The sequence below is a fragment of the Acidiphilium cryptum JF-5 genome, assembly GCF_000016725.1.
Classification (GTDB): domain Bacteria; phylum Pseudomonadota; class Alphaproteobacteria; order Acetobacterales; family Acetobacteraceae; genus Acidiphilium; species Acidiphilium multivorum.
In genome coordinates this window covers 1,711,910-1,727,689 of record NC_009484.1, presented here as the reverse complement: position 1 = coordinate 1,727,689, position 15,780 = coordinate 1,711,910, and the positions used below count along the sequence as shown (strand labels likewise).

Below are 15,780 nucleotides of genomic sequence, written 5' to 3'. Positions count from 1 at the left end.
GCCGTCCGTGGAGCCGTTGTTACTTCGGCGGTGCGGTGACGCGGCGGCGCGCCATATCGAGCCTGGCGTGGCCGGGCAGCGGATCAGATCGGGGTGATGCCGGGGATCGGGGAGAATGGCGCGCCGGCGCCCGGAAGCCGATCCCTGACATCCGGTCGCGAAGAGTCGAGGGGCAGGGCGCTCGTTCAGGTCAGAACGGGGACCGCCATGGTCACGATCGATACCGTGATCAGGATGCATAACGCGATCGAGATCCGTGATCGCTTGATGAAAATTCGCCGTCTCGCCGGTAATGCCGCCTGCACAGCCACCTCCCGTCTCATATCGTTAAAATATCAACCGATATTTGAATAAAAATTCAGTTAATAAGACAAAATTTTCTTGATTTCTGTACGGCGTCAATACGAGCATGAGGTGAGGAACCGAATGCGAGGCTGGAGCGCGTTCCGACCCTTCAGGATCGGATGCAGCGCTCCATCATATTGATCATCATGGCATCCTTGTCCGATCGGACGACGCCCGAGGTGGTTTCATACCCCATGAAAAACGCCAGAATGCGAATGCTGATCTTGTGTCTGGCTGGCACCGGGCTCATTGCGCTCGTGCTGTTTCTCGCGGCGGGTACCGTGAGGTATTGGCAAGCGTGGGTGTATCTCGCGGTGAACGGCATCGCCGCCGTTCCCTACGTGCGATACCTGCTCGACAACCCGAGGCTGCTGGAGGCCAGGATGAAAGCGGGTCCGACGGCGGAGCAGCGGTCCGTGCAAAAGGGCATTACGCTGCTCGGCTTCATCTCAATCGTCGTCGCATTCATCGTTCCGGGACTGGATGACCGCTTCGGATGGTCGAACGTGCCGCCTTGGCTCGTGGTGACGGGCGATCTTCTGATCGTCGCGGGCATGCTCATGGTGTACCGGGTCGTCAAGGAGAACCCGTTCGGCGCCGCGACTGTCGGGGTCGTCGAGGATCAGAGGGTTGTCTCGACCGGGCCCTACGGGGTCGTGCGGAATCCGATGTATGCGAGCGCGCTGGTCTACCTGATCGGCATGCCCCTGGCGCTCGGTTCCTATTGGACGCTCATTCCCTCGGCCATCACGGTTCTCGGCCTCGTCTGGCGCCTCCTCGATGAGGAGAATTTCCTTGCGCAAAACCTGCCGGGATACACGGAATACTGCACAAGGGTGCGCTGGCATCTGGTCCCCCTGATTTTCTGACGGGCCGTTGCGCCGTCTGCACGTTCGCCACGCGGGGCGGGGTGTTCGCCCGTCATGCGCACGGAAGCTTGATCGCGCCGGGGGGCAGCGCCGCCGCCGGACGATTGACAGGCCATGCCGCCGGGACGTTAGCTGTATTCCGGAATTGACATATATCTCTGGGAGGCTTCGTGATGACCCGGTTACCCCGCCCCCGTCTCGTCGGGGCTGCCCTTCTCGCCTTCGGCCTTGGCCTCGGCACGGCCGCCGCCGCGGGGCTTGCCCCGGCCACTTCGCCGGACCAGGCCGCGGCGGAGGGCTTGCACATCTTCAATCATGATCAGTTCGGCGGCGTGCGCACCTGCTCGTCGTGCCATGTCAATGGCGGCACCACGGCCGGCCACCTGCCGGGCGGCGCGAAGATCCCGAGCCTCGAGGGGGTTGCGGCGCAGTTCCCGAAATATAACGGCCATGCGCATCGTGTGGTGACGCTCGAGCAGCAGCTCGTCCACTGCATTCGCGGCGGCCTGCAAGGCAAGCCGCCCGGCGCTTCCAGCCCGCAGATGACCGACCTGATCGCCTATCTCACCAAACTCTCCAAGGGGGCGAAGATGGGGCAGCAGTTCAAATAGGCCGGATACCCGGCCCGCCCGCGCCGCCGCTTCGCAATCACGCCGGGGACCGGCGGTTCGTTCGCGGGACTGCCGGTCCCGGCCCGTCATTCCCATGGCAATCCATCGGCGCTATGAAGACTGCGCCAAGCGGGATTTCCATGCGGAGGGCCACCATGGCCAATGCCGAATACGCGCTGACGATGGCCAGATACAATGCCTGGCAAAACCGGAACCTTCTCCGCGCGACGGCCCAGCTGCCACCCGAAGGGCGGGCGCTCGACCGGGGCGCCTTCTTCGGATCGATCGAGGCGACGTTCTACCACCTGCTCTGGGCGGACCGCATGTGGATGAGCCGGTTCAAGGGCACGCGGCCGCCCGAGGGAGGGATTCCGGGCTCGACGAGGTTTGACGGGAGCTGGGACGAATTCTGCGGGCAACGCGCCGCGATGGACCGCGAGGTGCTGGACTGGGCAGGGCAGCTGGATGCCGCCTGGTTCGCCGAAGATCTCGTCTGGTTTTCGGGCGCGCTGGGACGCGAGATTTCGAGGCCGAAGACCGTGATCGTCATGCATCTCTTCAATCACCAGACACACCATCGCGGCCAGATCCATGCCATGCTCACGGCCGCAGGCGTCAGGCCAGACGATACCGACCTTGCGTTCATGCCGGAGCACCCCGAAATCCTGTAAGCATCGGCGGCGCTGATCCGGCACGCCGGGCCGGCGCTTGTCCCGATCCTCGCGAACCTGAAGTTTCATGAGGACGCATTCGGCTGCGGGCCTGCCGGCTTGGCGGGGCCGGGGTTTGCGGGCCCGCGATGGCGGGGTATTCTGTTAACGTGCTGTTATTTCTCGACGGCCGTGGCGCTTCAAGGACGCTGGCCGGACGCGCGGGAGGGAGGAAAACATGGACGGATCGGGCATCTCGGGCCGGCCCACGCAATCGGCGCGCGACCGGACGCGCTGGGTGAGCGGGGCGGGGCGGTATGTGGCGGATGTGCGGGCGGAGGGCGCGCTGGCGGCGGCCTTCCTGCGATCGCCGCACGCCCATGCGGCGATCGTCTCCCTCGATGCGGCGGCGGCGCGGGCGATGCCGGGCGTCGTCGCGGTGCTGACCGGCGAGGATTGCGCCGCCGCCGGCTTCGGCAATTTCCGCGCGCTGATGCGCTACGGTGCCGAGGGCGAGCGCCCGCTCGTCGCCCCGTTCCGCCCGGTGCTGGCGCAGGGGCGGGTGCGCTATGCCGGCGAGCCGGTCGCCTGCGTGGTCGGCGAAACCCTCGCCGCGGCGATGGACGCGGCGGAGGCGATCGCAGTGGAGTACGAGATGCTGCCGCCGGTGGTCGGGCTCGACGCCGCGCCGGACGCGCCGCCGATCCATCCCGAGGCGCTGGGCAATCTCACCTTCCTGCATGCGGCGGGCGACGCCGCATCGGTCGCCGCCGCCTTCGCCGCTTCGGCGCATGTGGCCGCGGTGCGGTTCGATCTGCCGCGCCTCGCCCCCTCCACGATGGAGCCCGGCGGCATCGTCGCGCGGTATGACGCGGCTTCGGGCGTCTATCACCTCGTCACCCCGCACCAGGGCATCAACGAGATCCGGCTCGATCTAGAGGCCGTGCTCGGCGTGCCGGCGGCGCGGATCATGATCGAGCTGCCCGATGTCGGCGGCGGGTTCGGCCTGCGCAGCCCGGCCTATCCCGAGCACGCCGCCCTCCTGCTCGCCGCCCGCGCCACCGGCCGGACGGTGCGCTACGTGCCGACGCGCGGCGAGGCCTTCCTCAACGACAATCACGGCCGCGGCACCAGGCTCGCCGGCCGCCTCGCGCTCGATGCCGATCTTCGCTTCACCGCGATCGAGATCGAGTATCACACCGATCTCGGCGCCTATGTCACCACCGTCGGCGCCTTCGTGAACGTCCATAACGCGCTGCAATCGGGCACCGGCGCCTACGCGATCCCGGCGGCCCATGCCCGCTTCGCGCAATATTTCACCAATGCGGGCCCGCTCGGCCCGTATCGTGGCGCCGGGCGGCCGGATATCGCGCTGCTGGTCGAGCGCCTGGTGGATGAGGCCGCCGCCGCGGCCGGCGCCGACCCGCTGGATCTGCGGGCGCGCAACGCGATCCCCGCCGCCGCCTTTCCCTGGCGCACCGCGCTGGGTGCCACCTATGACAGTGCCGACTATGCCGCGCTGATCGCCGCGGCGCGGGCGGAATCGGGGTGGGATGACATCGCGGCGCGACGGGAAGCGGCGGCCTCGCGCGGGGCGCTTTACGGGCGCGGCGCCGCGCTGTTCACCGAGGTTGCGGGTGGCGGGGCGGCGGCGCAGGACGAGGCGAAGGTGACGCTGTCCCTCGCCGGCGGCCGCGCCGTCGCCCGGATCGAGACGGTCACCGGCGGCAGCGGGCAGAGCCAGGCGGAGACCTATGCCTTCATCCTCGCTCGCGAAACCGGGCTGGACCCGGCGGATATCGAGCTGGTGGCAAGCCCGCCCGGCAGCACGCTGGCCGGCGCCGGCTCGATCGGCTCGCGCTCGACGGTGAGCGCCGGCAGCGCGGTGGCCGATGCCGGAGCCGCCCTGCGCGCGCGGCTGCTCGCCCTCGCCGGGCTGCGCGCCAATGAAGCACCGGAGGACCTCGCCATCGCCAGTGGCGCCATCCTCCGGCGCGACGGCTCCCCGGTGATGACCCTCGCCGAGGCGGTGGCGGCTTCTGGCGGCGAGATCGCCGTCACCGGGGTCAAACCCGTCGCCGCGACCTTTCCCTCCGGCTGCCATATCGCCGAGGTGGAGATCGACCGCGAGACCGGGCTGGTCCGGCTCACGCGCTACGTCGCCGCCGATGATTCCGGTGTGCTGGTCAATCCCGTCGTCGCCGAGGGGCAGATCCATGGCGGCATCGTCCAGGGCGTGGGCGGCGTGCTGGGCGAGGGGATGCGCTACGATGCCGCCGGCCAGCCGCTGACCGGCAGTTTCATGGACTACACGATGCCGCGGGCGGCCGACGTGCCCGGTTTCATCACCCTCGACCTGCCGACGCCCTCCCCCAACAATCCGCTCGGCGCCAAGGGGCTGGGCGAGGCGGGGACGACCGGCGCGCTGCCGGCGGTCGCCAATGCGGTGGCGGACGCGCTGCGCCAGATCGGCGCCGCCCTGCCGCCGCTGCCCTGCACCCCGCTGCGGGTCTGGGAGGCGATCCGCGCGGCGGAATTTTGACCCCGCTCAGATCGCCGCGGCGTGCCGCCCCGCCTGGCCGAGCCAGGCGTCGAAGGCGGCGGCGGCATGGCGCAGGAAGGGCCGCCCGGCCTCGGTGATGCTGATGCGGCTGCCCTCGCGGTGCAGGAATCCGTCGGCCTCCAGCGGGGCGAGAGACTCGCATTCGCGGGCGAAGCGGGCGGGATCGGCGCCGAACGCGGCGAGATCGACTTCGAGGTCGCACATCAGCCGCTCGATGATCGCCCCGCGCAGCCGGTCCTCGTCATCCAGCGCCAGCCCCTTGGCGGTGGCGAGCGCGCCGGCTTCGATGGCGGCGAGGTAGGGCTGGGTGCCGACGGCGTTCTGCGCGTAGCCCTGCGGCAGGAACGAGATCGCCGAGGCGCCGAGGCCGATCAGCAGGTCGGAGGGGTCGACGGTATAGCCCTGGAAGTTGCGCCGCAGCGCCCCGGTGCCGGCGGCGCGCGCCATCGCGTCCTCCGGCCTTGCGAAATGGTCGAGCCCGATCCGCCGGTAGCCGGCGGCGACCAGCAGTTCGGCGGCGCGCTGCTGCTGGGCGAAGCGCGCCGCGACATCCGGCAGGGCGCGCTCGGCGATCACCTGCTGGCGCTTGCGCGTCCACGGCACATGGGCATAGCCGTAGAGCGCGATGCGGTCCGGCCCGAGGGCGAGCACCTCGCCGATCGTCGCCTCCAGCGAGTCGATGGTCTGGAACGGCAGGCCGTAGACGAGGTCGAAATTCACCGAGGCGATGCCCGCCGCCCGCGCCGCATCGGCGGCGGCTTTGGTCTGGGCCACGCTCTGGTGCCGCCCGATCGCCGCCTGCACCGCGGGCGCGAAATCCTGCACCCCGAGGCTGACGCGGGTGACGGCGAGATCGCGCAGCAGCGCCGTGGCGTCGTCCGGCAGGGTGCGCGGGTCGATCTCGATGGCGATTTCGGTCGTGTCATCCAGCGCGAAATGGCGGGCGAGCGCCGCATGCACCCGGCGCAGGAGCGGTGCGGGCAGGGCGGTCGGCGTGCCGCCGCCCCAATGGATCTGCCCAGCCGGCAGGCGATGGCCGATCGCGGCGGCGACGCGGCCGATCTCGGTCTCCAGCGCCGCCGCGTAGCGTTCCAGCGCGCCGACGCTGTGCACCGCGCTGGTGGTGCAGCCGCAGAACCAGCACATGGTGCGGCAGAACGGCACATGCAGGTAGAGCGAGGCGCGGGCGCCGGGCGGAATGGCGGCAAGCCAGAGGGCATGGTCCTTCGCCCCGGTCGCGGCGGAGAAATGCGGCGCGGTCGGATAGCTGGTGTAGCGGGGCAGCGGGCGGTCGTAGCGCGCGAGAAGGGCCTGTTCCATGCCTTCTCTCTGGGCCGCCGGCGCCGCCGCGTCGTTGATCGAGATCAAGCGGCGCGGCGGCGCTTCCTCAGGCGGCGCCGGCCTCGGCGCGGGGGGCGGCGAAGCGGCGCTCCATCTCCCGGCGCGCGGCGATCGCGGTTTGCAGCGCCGATCCGGCGGCGGCGAAATCGACATCGTCCCACCCCACCACCTCGCCCTCGGCGATGCCGCGCCGCAGCCGCGCGTGATGGGCGAGCCCGATCGGCAGGGCGCCGGCGGCGAGGCTCGCCTGCGCCGGCAGCAGCTTGCCCCACACCGTGTAGCCGCCCTCGCCATCGAGCACCTCGCCGGCCGCGAGATCGCGCTTGGCGATGGCGACGACATCGCCGGCAAACCCGCGCGGCCGCCCGGTCGGCTCGCCGCGCAACGCGACCGAGAGCACCGAGACGTTCAGTTCGAGGCCGATCAGGTGATAGGGCTTGTACATCGCGGCGTAGCGGCCGGAGGCGTCGGTCTTCAGCCCATATTGCGCGAAGCAGGCGGCGGCGTAGTCGTTCGGCGCCTCGAACACGGCATAGACGCCCCAGCGCAGGTCGCGGAACACCGGCCGCCCGTCGCGCTCCAGCGAGGAGACCACCTCGACCATGCCGGCGCGCTCCAGCACCCCGCCCGCCGCCCGCGGGCGGAGCAGATGCGGCAGGTCGTCCACCCCGCAGGCCGGGAAATGCAGGCCGGACGAGGGCACGGCGAGGCCGGTCGCATTGGCGATCGCCGCCATCTCGATCGCGGATTTGGTGCCGTCGAGAAAGGAGTTGAACATTTGCGGGTTCATCCCGCCCTCGCGGGCCTGCTCCGCCGTCAGCCCGTAATGCTGCCACACCGTATCCGGGGTTACGCCATGATAGAGCGGCAGGTATTTCGTCCCCTTGCCGGCGGCGACCACGGAAAATCCGCAGGCCCGCGCCCAGTCCACCATCTCGGCGACGAGGGCGGGCTGGTCGCCATAGGCGAGCGAATAGGTCACCCCCGCCGCGTCCGCCTCGGCGGCGAGCAGCGGCCCGGCCAGCGCATCGGCCTCGACATTGACCATCACCACCGGCTTGCCGGCGGCGAAGGCGGCGCGGGCATGGGCGATGCCGGCGGGCGGGTTGCCGGTCGCCTCGATCACCACGTCGATGTCGTCGCGCCGCAATTCGGCGCCGGCATCGTCGGTGAAGCGCGTGGCGGCGATCAGCGCCTCGTCCCAGCCGACGGCGCGGCAGGCGGCGCGGGCGCCGTCCGGCCGCAGATCGGCGATGGCGGCGACCTCGATGCCCCTGGTGTGCGGCACCTGCGAGAGGAACATCGAGCCGAATTTCCCGGCGCCGATCAGCAGCACACGGACCGGCCGCCCGGCATCGGCCCGGGCGGCGAGGAGGTGGGAGAGGTTCATCGCCCTATTCCGCCGCCGCGCGGGGCTGGGATGCCGCCGCCAGCCGCGCCAGCGCGTCGTCCGCCACCGGCACGATCGGCGCGAAATCCCGGTGCGCGATGAACTCCGGCCGCGTCGGCGTGCGGATGTAATTGGAGACCGCGTTGAGCGTGAGATAGACGATGCGGCGCGGATAGGGCGTGATGTTCCCGGCCGAGCCATGCACGAGATTGCCGTGGAACATCAGCACGCCGCCCGGCTTGCCGGTGGGGGCGACGATCCCGCCCTCGGCGACCAGCCGGCTCACCGTCGCCTCGTCCAGCGTCCAGAGCGGGTAGGAGGTGGTCTCGACATCGTGGCTCGCCTCCAGGTCGCCGGCATTGTGGCTGCGCGGCACCAGCAGCAGCGGGCCGTTGATCGGCATCACCTCGTCGAGGAACACCGAGATGTTCATCGCCCGCGGCTCGGGCATCCCGTCATCGCGCTTCCAGGTGCCGTAATCCTGGTGCCACTGCCATACCTCGCCGGTGAAGGCGGCCTTCGCGTTGATCTTGTACTGGTGCATGTAGACCTGCTCGCCGAAGAGCTGCTCGACCGGCCCGATCAGGCGGGGATGCGCGCCGAGCGTGCCGAAGGCCTCGTTATAGGTATGCGCGGCGAAGGCGGTGCGCGGCGCGCCGGTCTTCTCGCGCCACACTTCCGGGCGATGCTCGCGGTAGATCGCCTCGGATTCCCGCTTGAGCAGCGCCACCTCCTCGGGGCTGAACAGCTCGGGCAGGAACAGCCAGCCCTCACGGTGGAAATCCTCGATCTGCTGCGGGGTGAGTTTCATGTCGTGTCCTCCTGTCTGGTCGAATGGCGTCAGGCCGCCCGCGCGAGTTCGGCGAGGCGGCGGGCGGTGGTCTCGCCGGCATTGCGCGCATGGTCGCGCGCCGCCGCCTCGGCCCCCGCCTCGTCGCCCGCGCGCACGCGGGCGAGGATTTCGGCGTGCTCGCGCCAGGCGCGGGCGCGGTAGTCTTCGGTCTCCAGCACCGCCGCCATGGCGCGGGCGAGGGCGGGGAAATGCGGGCCGGTCATCGTCTCGAACACCGGGTTGCCGGAGGCGCGGTAGAGCGCGCGGTGGAAGGCGAGATCCAGCCGCAGCAGCGCCGAGGCGCCGGCGGCGGCGCCGCCGGCGGCGGCAACGATGGCGTCGAGTTCGGCGAGCGCGGCCGCATCCCGGCGGGCGGCGGCGCGGCGGGCGGCGAGGCCGTCGAGAGCGGCGCGGACATCGTAGATCTGGGCGACGCGTTCGGGGTCGACCGGCGCGATCTCGAAGCCCTTGCGGCCGCTTTCGCGCAGCAGGCCCTGGCGGTGCAGCAGGTGGAGCGCGTGGCTGACCGGCTGGCGGGAGACGCCGAGACGGGCGGCCAGTTCGCCCTGGCGGATGCGCATGCCGGGCAGCAGGGCGCCATCGGCGATGGCCTCCACCACGCGTTCGTAGACCTTGTCGATCAGCGTTTCGCCGGTTTCGATCGGCTCCATGCGCGCTCCCACCGCATTCGGAATTCCGAAATTCTGCGGCAGGCGGGCGCCGGCGTCAAACCCGGCGCGGCGGGCTCAGCGCGGGCTGATCAGGGCGCGGCCGATGATCATCTGCTGGATCTGCGTCGTGCCCTCGTAGAGGCGGAGCAGGCGGACATCGCGATAGAAGCGCTCGACCTTGTATTCGGCCATGTAGCCGGCGCCGCCATGCACCTGCACGGCGCGGTCGGCGACACGGCCGACCATCTCGGTGCAGAACATCTTGGCGCAGGAGGCGCGCATCGGCAGGTCGGCGACCGGCGCGCCGGCGGCGCGGTCGTCATAGGCGCGGGCGATGTCGCGCACCAGCGCCCAGCCGGCGGACAGCTCGGCCTCGGAATCGGCGAGCATGGCCTGGACGAGCTGGAACTCGCCGATCGGCCGGCCGAACTGGCGGCGCTCGCGGGCATAGGCGATCGCCTCGTCCTGCAGGCGGCGGGCCATGCCGCAGGCGACGGCGGAGATGTGCAGGCGCCCGCGGTCGAGCACCTTCATCGCGGTGCGGAAGCCCTGGCCGGGCACGCCGCCGATGATGTTCGCCGCCGGCACGCGGGCGTTTTCCAGGATGACGTCGCAGGTCTTGGTGCCGCGCTGGCCCATCTTGCGGTCGGGGCGGCCGAGCTTCAGGCCGGGCGTGTCGGCCGGGACGATGAAGGCGGAGATGCCCGAAGCCCCCGGCCCGCCGGTGCGCGCCATCAGCGTGAAGCCGCCGGCGCGGGGGGCGTTGGTGATGTAGCGCTTGGCGCCGTTGAGGATGTAGTCCTCGCCGTCGCGCTCGGCGCGGGTGGTCAGCGAGGCGGCGTCCGACCCGGCATCGGGCTCGGTCAGGGCGAAGGACATGATCAGCTCGCCGCTGGCCACGCGCGGCAGGTATTCGGCCTTCTGCGCCGCGGTGCCGTCCATCAGGATGCCCTGCGAGCCGATGCCGACATTCGAGCCGATCACCGAGCGGAAGGCGAGGGAGGTCTGGCCGAGACGGTGGACCACCTCGCATTCCTGCGCCATCGACAGGCCGATGCCGCCATGCTCCTCGGGGATCGACAGGCCGAACAGGCCGAGCTCCTTCATCTCGGCGACGATCGGCGCCGGCACGTCGTCCTGCTCCTCGACCTCGTTCTCGGCGGGCACCAGGCGTTCGCGCACGAAGCGGTCGATGGTTGCGAGCAGGATGTCGAAGCTTTCCGAATCGAGCGCCATGGGGGTTCCTTCCGTTTACGGCAAGGATAGCCACCGGCGGGGCGGCGGGAAACCCCGCGGCGGCGGGTTCATGACAGGAATTTAAAGACCGCGCCGGCGGGCAGGTCACAGAAATGCCATTGCCGCGGATTTAGTTCGGGTCAGCGATCGAAAGGAGATCGAGGATGGAACGCAAGACGATCGGACTGCTTGGCGCGATGGCCGGCCTCGCCGCCGCATCGCCCCTCCATGCCGCGAGCGCGGAGGCGGCGCCATTGCCGGAGGCCGCATCCTACGCCGAACTGCTGGCGCCGGTGGCGGCGCCGGGCGTGATCCTGCGCGCGCATGACGCCCTGCTGGCGCGCGAGGGGACGCAGGCGCCGGCGGCGCGGCTGGAGCAGGTGGACCATCACCACCACCACCATCATCACAACGCGTATCGCCGGTTCTATTATCACCACCATCACCACCACCATCATCATCACCATCATCACGGGTATTACGGCTATTACGGGTGGTATTACCGGCCCGGCTGGTACTGAGGCCGCGACGGGCAACGACGGAGGATCGGGTGACGACGGTCAGGCTGCGCTTTTTCGAACCGGGACTGGCGCCGCGGCGCACCAAGCTCGAGGTGCCGGGCTGGGGTGGCGAACCCCAGCCGCGGCGCGACGGCGCGCACGAACAGCCCTGGCACTGCATGCCCTTCATCGAGGGCGCGCAATACGGGATCGAACTCTTCTATCCCTATGACAACGAACTCCGCGTCGGCCGCCGCGACGGGGTGGTCACGCTGGAGAGCGATTGGGGTCCGGACCCCTGCACCGGCATCAACTGGCCGCCCTTCCGCCCGTTCGGCGAGGGGTATTACACGCACCAGCTGCTGCTCGACATGGCGGTGGACGAGCCGATGGCGGTGCGGGTCGAGCCGCATCCGCGCTATTACACCTCCGGCGCGGACGACGTGCCGCTCGCCGTGCCGGCGCTGTTGCGGACCCAGTGGTGGCCGATGATCTCCTTCGTCGTCTTCAAGGCGCCGCCGGAGGGGGTGACGCATGTGTTCCGCCGCGGCGAACCGTTCATCCAGCTGACCGTGGTGCCGGCGGAGCCGGACCTCGACCTGCAGCCGATGGCGCCGGAGGAGGCGGAGGCGCGGGAACTGCGGTCGCGGCGCATTCACGCCAGCCGGGAGACGCTCGGCCAGGAGACGCGCTGGACGTCCTCGACCGACACGGTGTTCGACGGCACCTATCGCAACCTGCTGCGCGCCGCGCGCGGCAAGCCGGTCTGATCGCACCCGGCGGCGACTCGCCGCGCCGGCGCGCGGCGGGAGCGCCATGCGAACATCAAATGGGCCGTTAATTAATCGAGTAGTAATTATTTCGGGCAATCTTCCGGTTTTCCGAGACGGTCGTCTGGTCCGAGATATTCTTGTTCGCTCAATCCACCATCGTCCCCACGGTCGAAGTCCTGCAGGCGTTGCTGGATTCGATTCCGAACCCGGTCATCGTGATCGACCGGGAGCATCGGCTCGTGCTGGTCAATCAGGCGATGGCGGATTTCATGGGCCGGCCGCGGGAGGCGTTGCTGGGGCAGACCGGGGCGGGACTCCTGCCGCAGGCGCAGCTCGAGGTGTTCTGGCGGATCGACGATCAGGTCTTCGCCACCGGCCTGCCGAACGAGAACGAGGAGATCGTGACCGGGGCCGGCGGACGGCAGCGCATCGTCATCACCCGCAAGCGGCTGATCCATCTCGACACCGCCGAGGGCAGGGCGCCGTTCATCGTCGCCGTCATTTCCGATGTGACGCGCTTCCGCGAGGCGGAGGCGCGGGCCCACCACCTTGCCGCGCATGACCTGCTGACCGGACTGCCCAATCGCGGGCAGCTGACCCTGCGCCTCGCGCAGGCGCTGGCCGCCGCGCGCGGCAGCGGCGAGGTCGTTGGCCTGCTGCTGGTCGATCTCGACGGGTTCAAGCCGATCAACGACCAGTTCGGCCACCTCGTGGGCGACAACGTGCTGCGCATCGTCGCCCGGCGGCTGAGCGGCGTGATCCGCGCCGGGGATACGGTCGCGCGGCTGGGTGGCGACGAGTTCTGCGTGATCCAGCTCGGCATTCGCGACGCGGCGCAGGCGCTGCACCTGGCCGACCGCATCGTCGCCGCCATCGGCCACCCGTTCGCGACCGATCCGGAACCGATCGTCGTTTCCGCCTCGGTCGGGGTGGCGCTGTGCCCGTTCGACGGCGACGATCCGGAGACGTTACTCGACCGCGCCGACCGAGCGCTCTACGCTGTCAAGCATGCCGGGCGGGGGAGTTACCGCCGCTACGAGGCATCGATGCAGCGCCTTTCGGCCTCGCCGGTGATGCGCCCGGCCGGGCCGGACGGCGCCGCCGCCGCCGGAGGGGAGCCATGAGCCGCACCGTGCCCGACGATGTGACGACGCTCGGCGCGCTGGTCCTGGGGGGGCGCGGCGTGGTGCTCTGGGATCTCGATCCGGTGGCGGGCCTGATCCGGCATTACCACGGGCAGGCGCGGGAAGGGGTGGATTGCCCGCCGGCGGAGACGGTCGAGCAGGTCTGCGCGCGGGTCCATCCCGACGACCGGGCGCGGGTCGGCGCGGCGCTGCGCTGCGACGACGGGCAGGCGGCACCGGAGTTCGAGATCGGCTATCGCGCGCGGGATGCGGCCGGCGGCTGGATCCGGCAGGTCGCGCGCGGCCGGGTGGTGGTGCGCGACGCCGCGGGCCGGCCGCTGCGGGTGGTGGGCATCACCATCGATCTCGACCTGGTCCCCGACCTGCCCGCCACGCCTTGCGGGGGCGGCGATTCCGAGCGTCTCGCCGCGCTGGCGCTCGAACTTGCGCAGCGCACCGAGGAACTCGCCAGCGCGCATCGCCTCGCCCGCGTCGGCGCCTGGCGGTGGGACCTGGCACGGCGCCGGATCTGGCTCTCGGTGGAAACGACGTGGCTGCTCGGCCTTGAAGGCGGCGCCGCCGAGATCGATTACGACCAGATGCGCCGCGCCATCCACCCGGACGATTACGACGCCGCGATGGCGACCTTCCGGGAGGCCGCGCGGAGCGGGACGGCGGCGACGCTGGAATACCGGGTGATCCTGCCGGACGGGGCGGTGCATGACGTGCTGACCCATGCCGAGCCGGTGGTGGGGGCGGATGGAACCGTGTCGCAGCTGCGCGGCACCACCCAGGACATCACGCCCTATCGCCGGATCGAGGCGGCGCTGCGCGAGAGCGAGGACCATTACCGGCACATGGTCGAGCTGCACCCGCAGATTCCATGGACGGCCGGCCCCGACGGCGCGATTCTCGAGGTCGGCCCGCAATGGTTCGCGCTGACCGGCATGAGCCGGGACGAGACCATGCCGTTCGGCTGGGTTTCGGCGCTGCATCCGGACGACCGGGACCCGACGCTCGCCGCCTGGCGGCGGAACATCGAGTCCGGCGCGCCGATCGACGTCGAATACCGGCTCCGGCTGTCCGACGGCGCCTATGGCTGGATGCGCGCCCGCGCCGCCGCCCGGCGTGGCGAGGACGGGCGGATCCTGCGCTGGTACGGCACGCTGGAGGACATCACCGATCGCCATGCGGCGGAGGAGGCGCGGAAGGCGTCCGAGGCGCTGGCCCTGCGCGTGCTGGAGGCGAGCGGCGATGCCGTGATCGTTTTCGATGCCGCCGGGCGCGCGAGGTTCGCCAATGCGCGGGCCATGACCATGCTCGGCCTGCCGGACGATGCGGTGGGATGCAACGTCGCCAGCCTGTTCGCCGAAGCCCATTGCCGCGAGCTGCGCATGGCCGTTTCGCGGGCGATGCGGGACGGCGCCGGCGGGCATTTCGAGCTGTTCTGGCCGCCGACCGATCTCTGGCTGGAGGCGAGCCTGTTCGCCGATGGCGGCGACATTTCGCTGTTCCTGCGCGACATTTCGGAAAAGCGCCTCGCGCAGCAGCAGCTTCGCTACGCGGCGAGCTTCGACTTCATGACCGGCGCGGCGAATCGCGGCACCCTGTTTTCGCGGCTGTCCGCGCAGCTGGAGCGGCAGGACGCCGGCGACCTGACGGCGCTGCTGTGCCTCGATCTCGACTATTTCAAGGAGATCAACGACCAGCACGGGCATCCCGCGGGCGATGCTGTGCTGCGCCAGTTCGTCAGCCGGCTGCGGCTCTGCCTGCGTTCGCAGGACCTGCTCGCGCGCTGCGGCGGCGACGAGTTCGTGGTCATGCAGACCGGGGTGGGCGGGCCGGCCGACGCCATCGCGCTCGCCGAGCGCATTCTTGCGATCATGCGGGCGCCGTTCGATGTGGATGGCATCTCGCTGCCGAGCAGCGTGTCGGTCGGCATCGCCGTGTCGAGCCTGGGGATGACCGATGCCGATGCGCTCTACAACCAGGCGGATCGGGCGCTCTACGTCGCGAAGTCGAAGGCGCGCGGCTCCTATCGCCTGTTCCATCCGGACATGCAGCGGGCGGACGAGGCCGGGCGGCGGCTGCGCGCGGAGCTGTCCGGCGCGCTCACGCGGGGCGAGTTCGCGCTCGCCTTCCAGCCCATCGTGCAGCTGGCGAGCCAGCGCATCGTCGGCGTCGAGGCGCTGCTGCGCTGGCACCATCCCGAGCGCGGCCTGATTCTGCCGGCGGAGTTCATTCCGGTCGCGGAGGAAAGCGGCCAGATCGCCTCCCTCGGCGCGTGGGTTCTCGGCACCGCCTGCAAGGCCGCCCGCCACTGGCCGGAGGACGTGAAGATTTCCGTCAATGTTTCGCCGCGCCAGTTCGAGCTGGGCGATATCCGGCTGGTCGTCGGCGACGCGCTGGCCGCGGCCGGACTGCCCGCCTCGCGGCTCAAGCTCGAAGTGACCGAATCGGTCCTGCTGTCGCAGAACGCATCGAGCATTCACGTCCTGCAGGATCTCCGCGAGCAGGGCGTGATTCTCGTGCTCGACGATTTCGGAACGGGCTATTCGTCGCTGTCGTATCTCGACACGTTCAAGGTCGATATCGTCAAGGTCGACAAGTCCTTCATCTCGCGCATCCGCGCGCCGGGCGACCGGCAGCCGATCTTCGAGGCGATCATGGGCATGACGGCGGCGCTCAACCTGCCGGTGACGGCGGAAGGGGTCGAAACCAGGGTCCAGCTCGATTACGTGACGCGGCTCGGCTGCGAGTGGGCGCAGGGCTATTACTTCGCCCGCCCGGTGTCGGAATACGAATTGCGCCGGCGCCTGCAGGGATTCTCCCGCGCCTGAGCGGGATGCGTCGCCGCGCCGTGCCGCGCAAGCCA

General features: G+C 70.3%; 13 protein-coding genes. 8 read left to right on the top strand and 5 right to left on the bottom strand.

Features of this window, described 5'->3' with window-relative positions:
- Positions 1–464 precede the first annotated feature (464 nt).
- The 4 genes from ACRY_RS10245 to ACRY_RS10230 all read left to right on the top strand — a co-directional run bounded on the left by ACRY_RS10245 (position 465) and on the right by ACRY_RS10230 (position 5,017).
- Positions 465–1,214 (top strand): methyltransferase family protein, encoded by a 750-nt coding sequence (locus tag ACRY_RS10245; protein ID WP_155856363.1) that lies wholly within the window; start codon positions 465–467, stop codon positions 1,212–1,214.
- A gap of 173 nt (positions 1,215–1,387) precedes the next feature.
- Positions 1,388–1,825 (top strand): hypothetical protein, encoded by a 438-nt coding sequence (locus ACRY_RS10240; protein ID WP_007423242.1) that lies wholly within the window; start codon positions 1,388–1,390, stop codon positions 1,823–1,825.
- A 155-nt stretch (positions 1,826–1,980) separates the two neighbouring features.
- Complete coding sequence (locus tag ACRY_RS10235) at positions 1,981–2,496, top strand: DinB family protein (RefSeq protein ID WP_007423243.1); 516 nt, start codon at positions 1,981–1,983, stop codon at positions 2,494–2,496.
- 217 nt (positions 2,497–2,713) lie between these two features.
- Entirely contained in the window at positions 2,714–5,017 is a 2,304-nt protein-coding gene (locus tag ACRY_RS10230) for a xanthine dehydrogenase family protein molybdopterin-binding subunit (protein ID WP_011942335.1), read from the top strand.
- A gap of 6 nt (positions 5,018–5,023) precedes the next feature.
- Here ACRY_RS10230 and hemN read toward each other — a convergent pair whose 3' ends face one another.
- The 5 genes from hemN to ACRY_RS10205 form a co-directional block, all read right to left on the bottom strand.
- Positions 5,024–6,358, bottom strand: a complete 1,335-nt coding sequence (hemN, locus tag ACRY_RS10225; RefSeq protein ID WP_011942334.1) for an oxygen-independent coproporphyrinogen III oxidase — start codon at positions 6,356–6,358, stop codon at positions 5,024–5,026.
- Between the two features lie 67 nt (positions 6,359–6,425).
- Positions 6,426–7,769 carry an NAD(P)H-dependent oxidoreductase gene (locus ACRY_RS10220; protein ID WP_011942333.1) on the bottom strand — a complete coding sequence of 448 codons (1,344 nt, stop codon included), beginning with the start codon at positions 7,767–7,769 and terminating at the stop codon, positions 6,426–6,428.
- A 4-nt stretch (positions 7,770–7,773) separates the two neighbouring features.
- Entirely contained in the window at positions 7,774–8,580 is an 807-nt protein-coding gene (locus ACRY_RS10215; RefSeq protein WP_007422436.1) for a phytanoyl-CoA dioxygenase family protein, read from the bottom strand.
- A 29-nt stretch (positions 8,581–8,609) separates the two neighbouring features.
- Entirely contained in the window at positions 8,610–9,272 is a 663-nt protein-coding gene (locus tag ACRY_RS10210) for a GntR family transcriptional regulator (protein WP_011942332.1), read from the bottom strand.
- A 75-nt stretch (positions 9,273–9,347) separates the two neighbouring features.
- On the bottom strand, positions 9,348–10,508 hold the full coding sequence (locus ACRY_RS10205) for an acyl-CoA dehydrogenase family protein (protein WP_011942331.1): 1,161 nt from the start codon (positions 10,506–10,508) through the stop codon (positions 9,348–9,350).
- 164 nt (positions 10,509–10,672) lie between these two features.
- Here ACRY_RS10205 and ACRY_RS10200 point away from each other — a divergent pair, with 164 nt between their 5' ends.
- From ACRY_RS10200 to ACRY_RS10185, 4 genes are all read left to right on the top strand, one after another.
- Positions 10,673–11,029, top strand: coding sequence for a hypothetical protein (locus ACRY_RS10200; protein WP_011942330.1), 357 nt, complete (start codon positions 10,673–10,675; stop codon positions 11,027–11,029).
- A gap of 29 nt (positions 11,030–11,058) precedes the next feature.
- Positions 11,059–11,778: a hypothetical protein gene (locus tag ACRY_RS10195; protein ID WP_007423071.1), complete on the top strand. Its 720-nt coding sequence runs from the start codon at positions 11,059–11,061 to the stop codon at positions 11,776–11,778.
- A 140-nt stretch (positions 11,779–11,918) separates the two neighbouring features.
- Positions 11,919–12,905 (top strand): GGDEF domain-containing protein, encoded by a 987-nt coding sequence (locus tag ACRY_RS10190; RefSeq protein ID WP_011942329.1) that lies wholly within the window; start codon positions 11,919–11,921, stop codon positions 12,903–12,905.
- Positions 12,902–15,745 (top strand): EAL domain-containing protein, encoded by a 2,844-nt coding sequence (locus ACRY_RS10185; RefSeq protein ID WP_011942328.1) that lies wholly within the window; start codon positions 12,902–12,904, stop codon positions 15,743–15,745. Before ACRY_RS10190 ends, ACRY_RS10185 begins: the two co-directional genes overlap by 4 nt.
- The last annotated feature ends 35 nt before the right edge of the window (positions 15,746–15,780 follow it).

Bases quoted from the DNA above. Each gene is read 5' to 3' on its own strand.
- ACRY_RS10200 (WP_011942330.1), top strand. From the start codon at position 10,673: ATGGAACGCAAGACGATCGGACTGCTTGGCGCGATGGCCGGCCTCGCC.
- ACRY_RS10205 (WP_011942331.1), bottom strand. From the start codon at position 10,508: ATGGCGCTCGATTCGGAAAGCTTCGACATCCTGCTCGCAACCATCGAC.
- ACRY_RS10240 (WP_007423242.1), top strand. From the start codon at position 1,388: ATGACCCGGTTACCCCGCCCCCGTCTCGTCGGGGCTGCCCTTCTCGCC.
- hemN (WP_011942334.1), bottom strand. From the start codon at position 6,358: ATGGAACAGGCCCTTCTCGCGCGCTACGACCGCCCGCTGCCCCGCTAC.
- ACRY_RS10210 (WP_011942332.1), bottom strand. From the start codon at position 9,272: ATGGAGCCGATCGAAACCGGCGAAACGCTGATCGACAAGGTCTACGAA.
- ACRY_RS10245 (WP_155856363.1), top strand. From the start codon at position 465: ATGCAGCGCTCCATCATATTGATCATCATGGCATCCTTGTCCGATCGG.
- ACRY_RS10185 (WP_011942328.1), top strand. From the start codon at position 12,902: ATGAGCCGCACCGTGCCCGACGATGTGACGACGCTCGGCGCGCTGGTC.
- ACRY_RS10220 (WP_011942333.1), bottom strand. From the start codon at position 7,769: ATGAACCTCTCCCACCTCCTCGCCGCCCGGGCCGATGCCGGGCGGCCG.
- ACRY_RS10230 (WP_011942335.1), top strand. From the start codon at position 2,714: ATGGACGGATCGGGCATCTCGGGCCGGCCCACGCAATCGGCGCGCGAC.
- ACRY_RS10235 (WP_007423243.1), top strand. From the start codon at position 1,981: ATGGCCAATGCCGAATACGCGCTGACGATGGCCAGATACAATGCCTGG.
- ACRY_RS10215 (WP_007422436.1), bottom strand. From the start codon at position 8,580: ATGAAACTCACCCCGCAGCAGATCGAGGATTTCCACCGTGAGGGCTGG.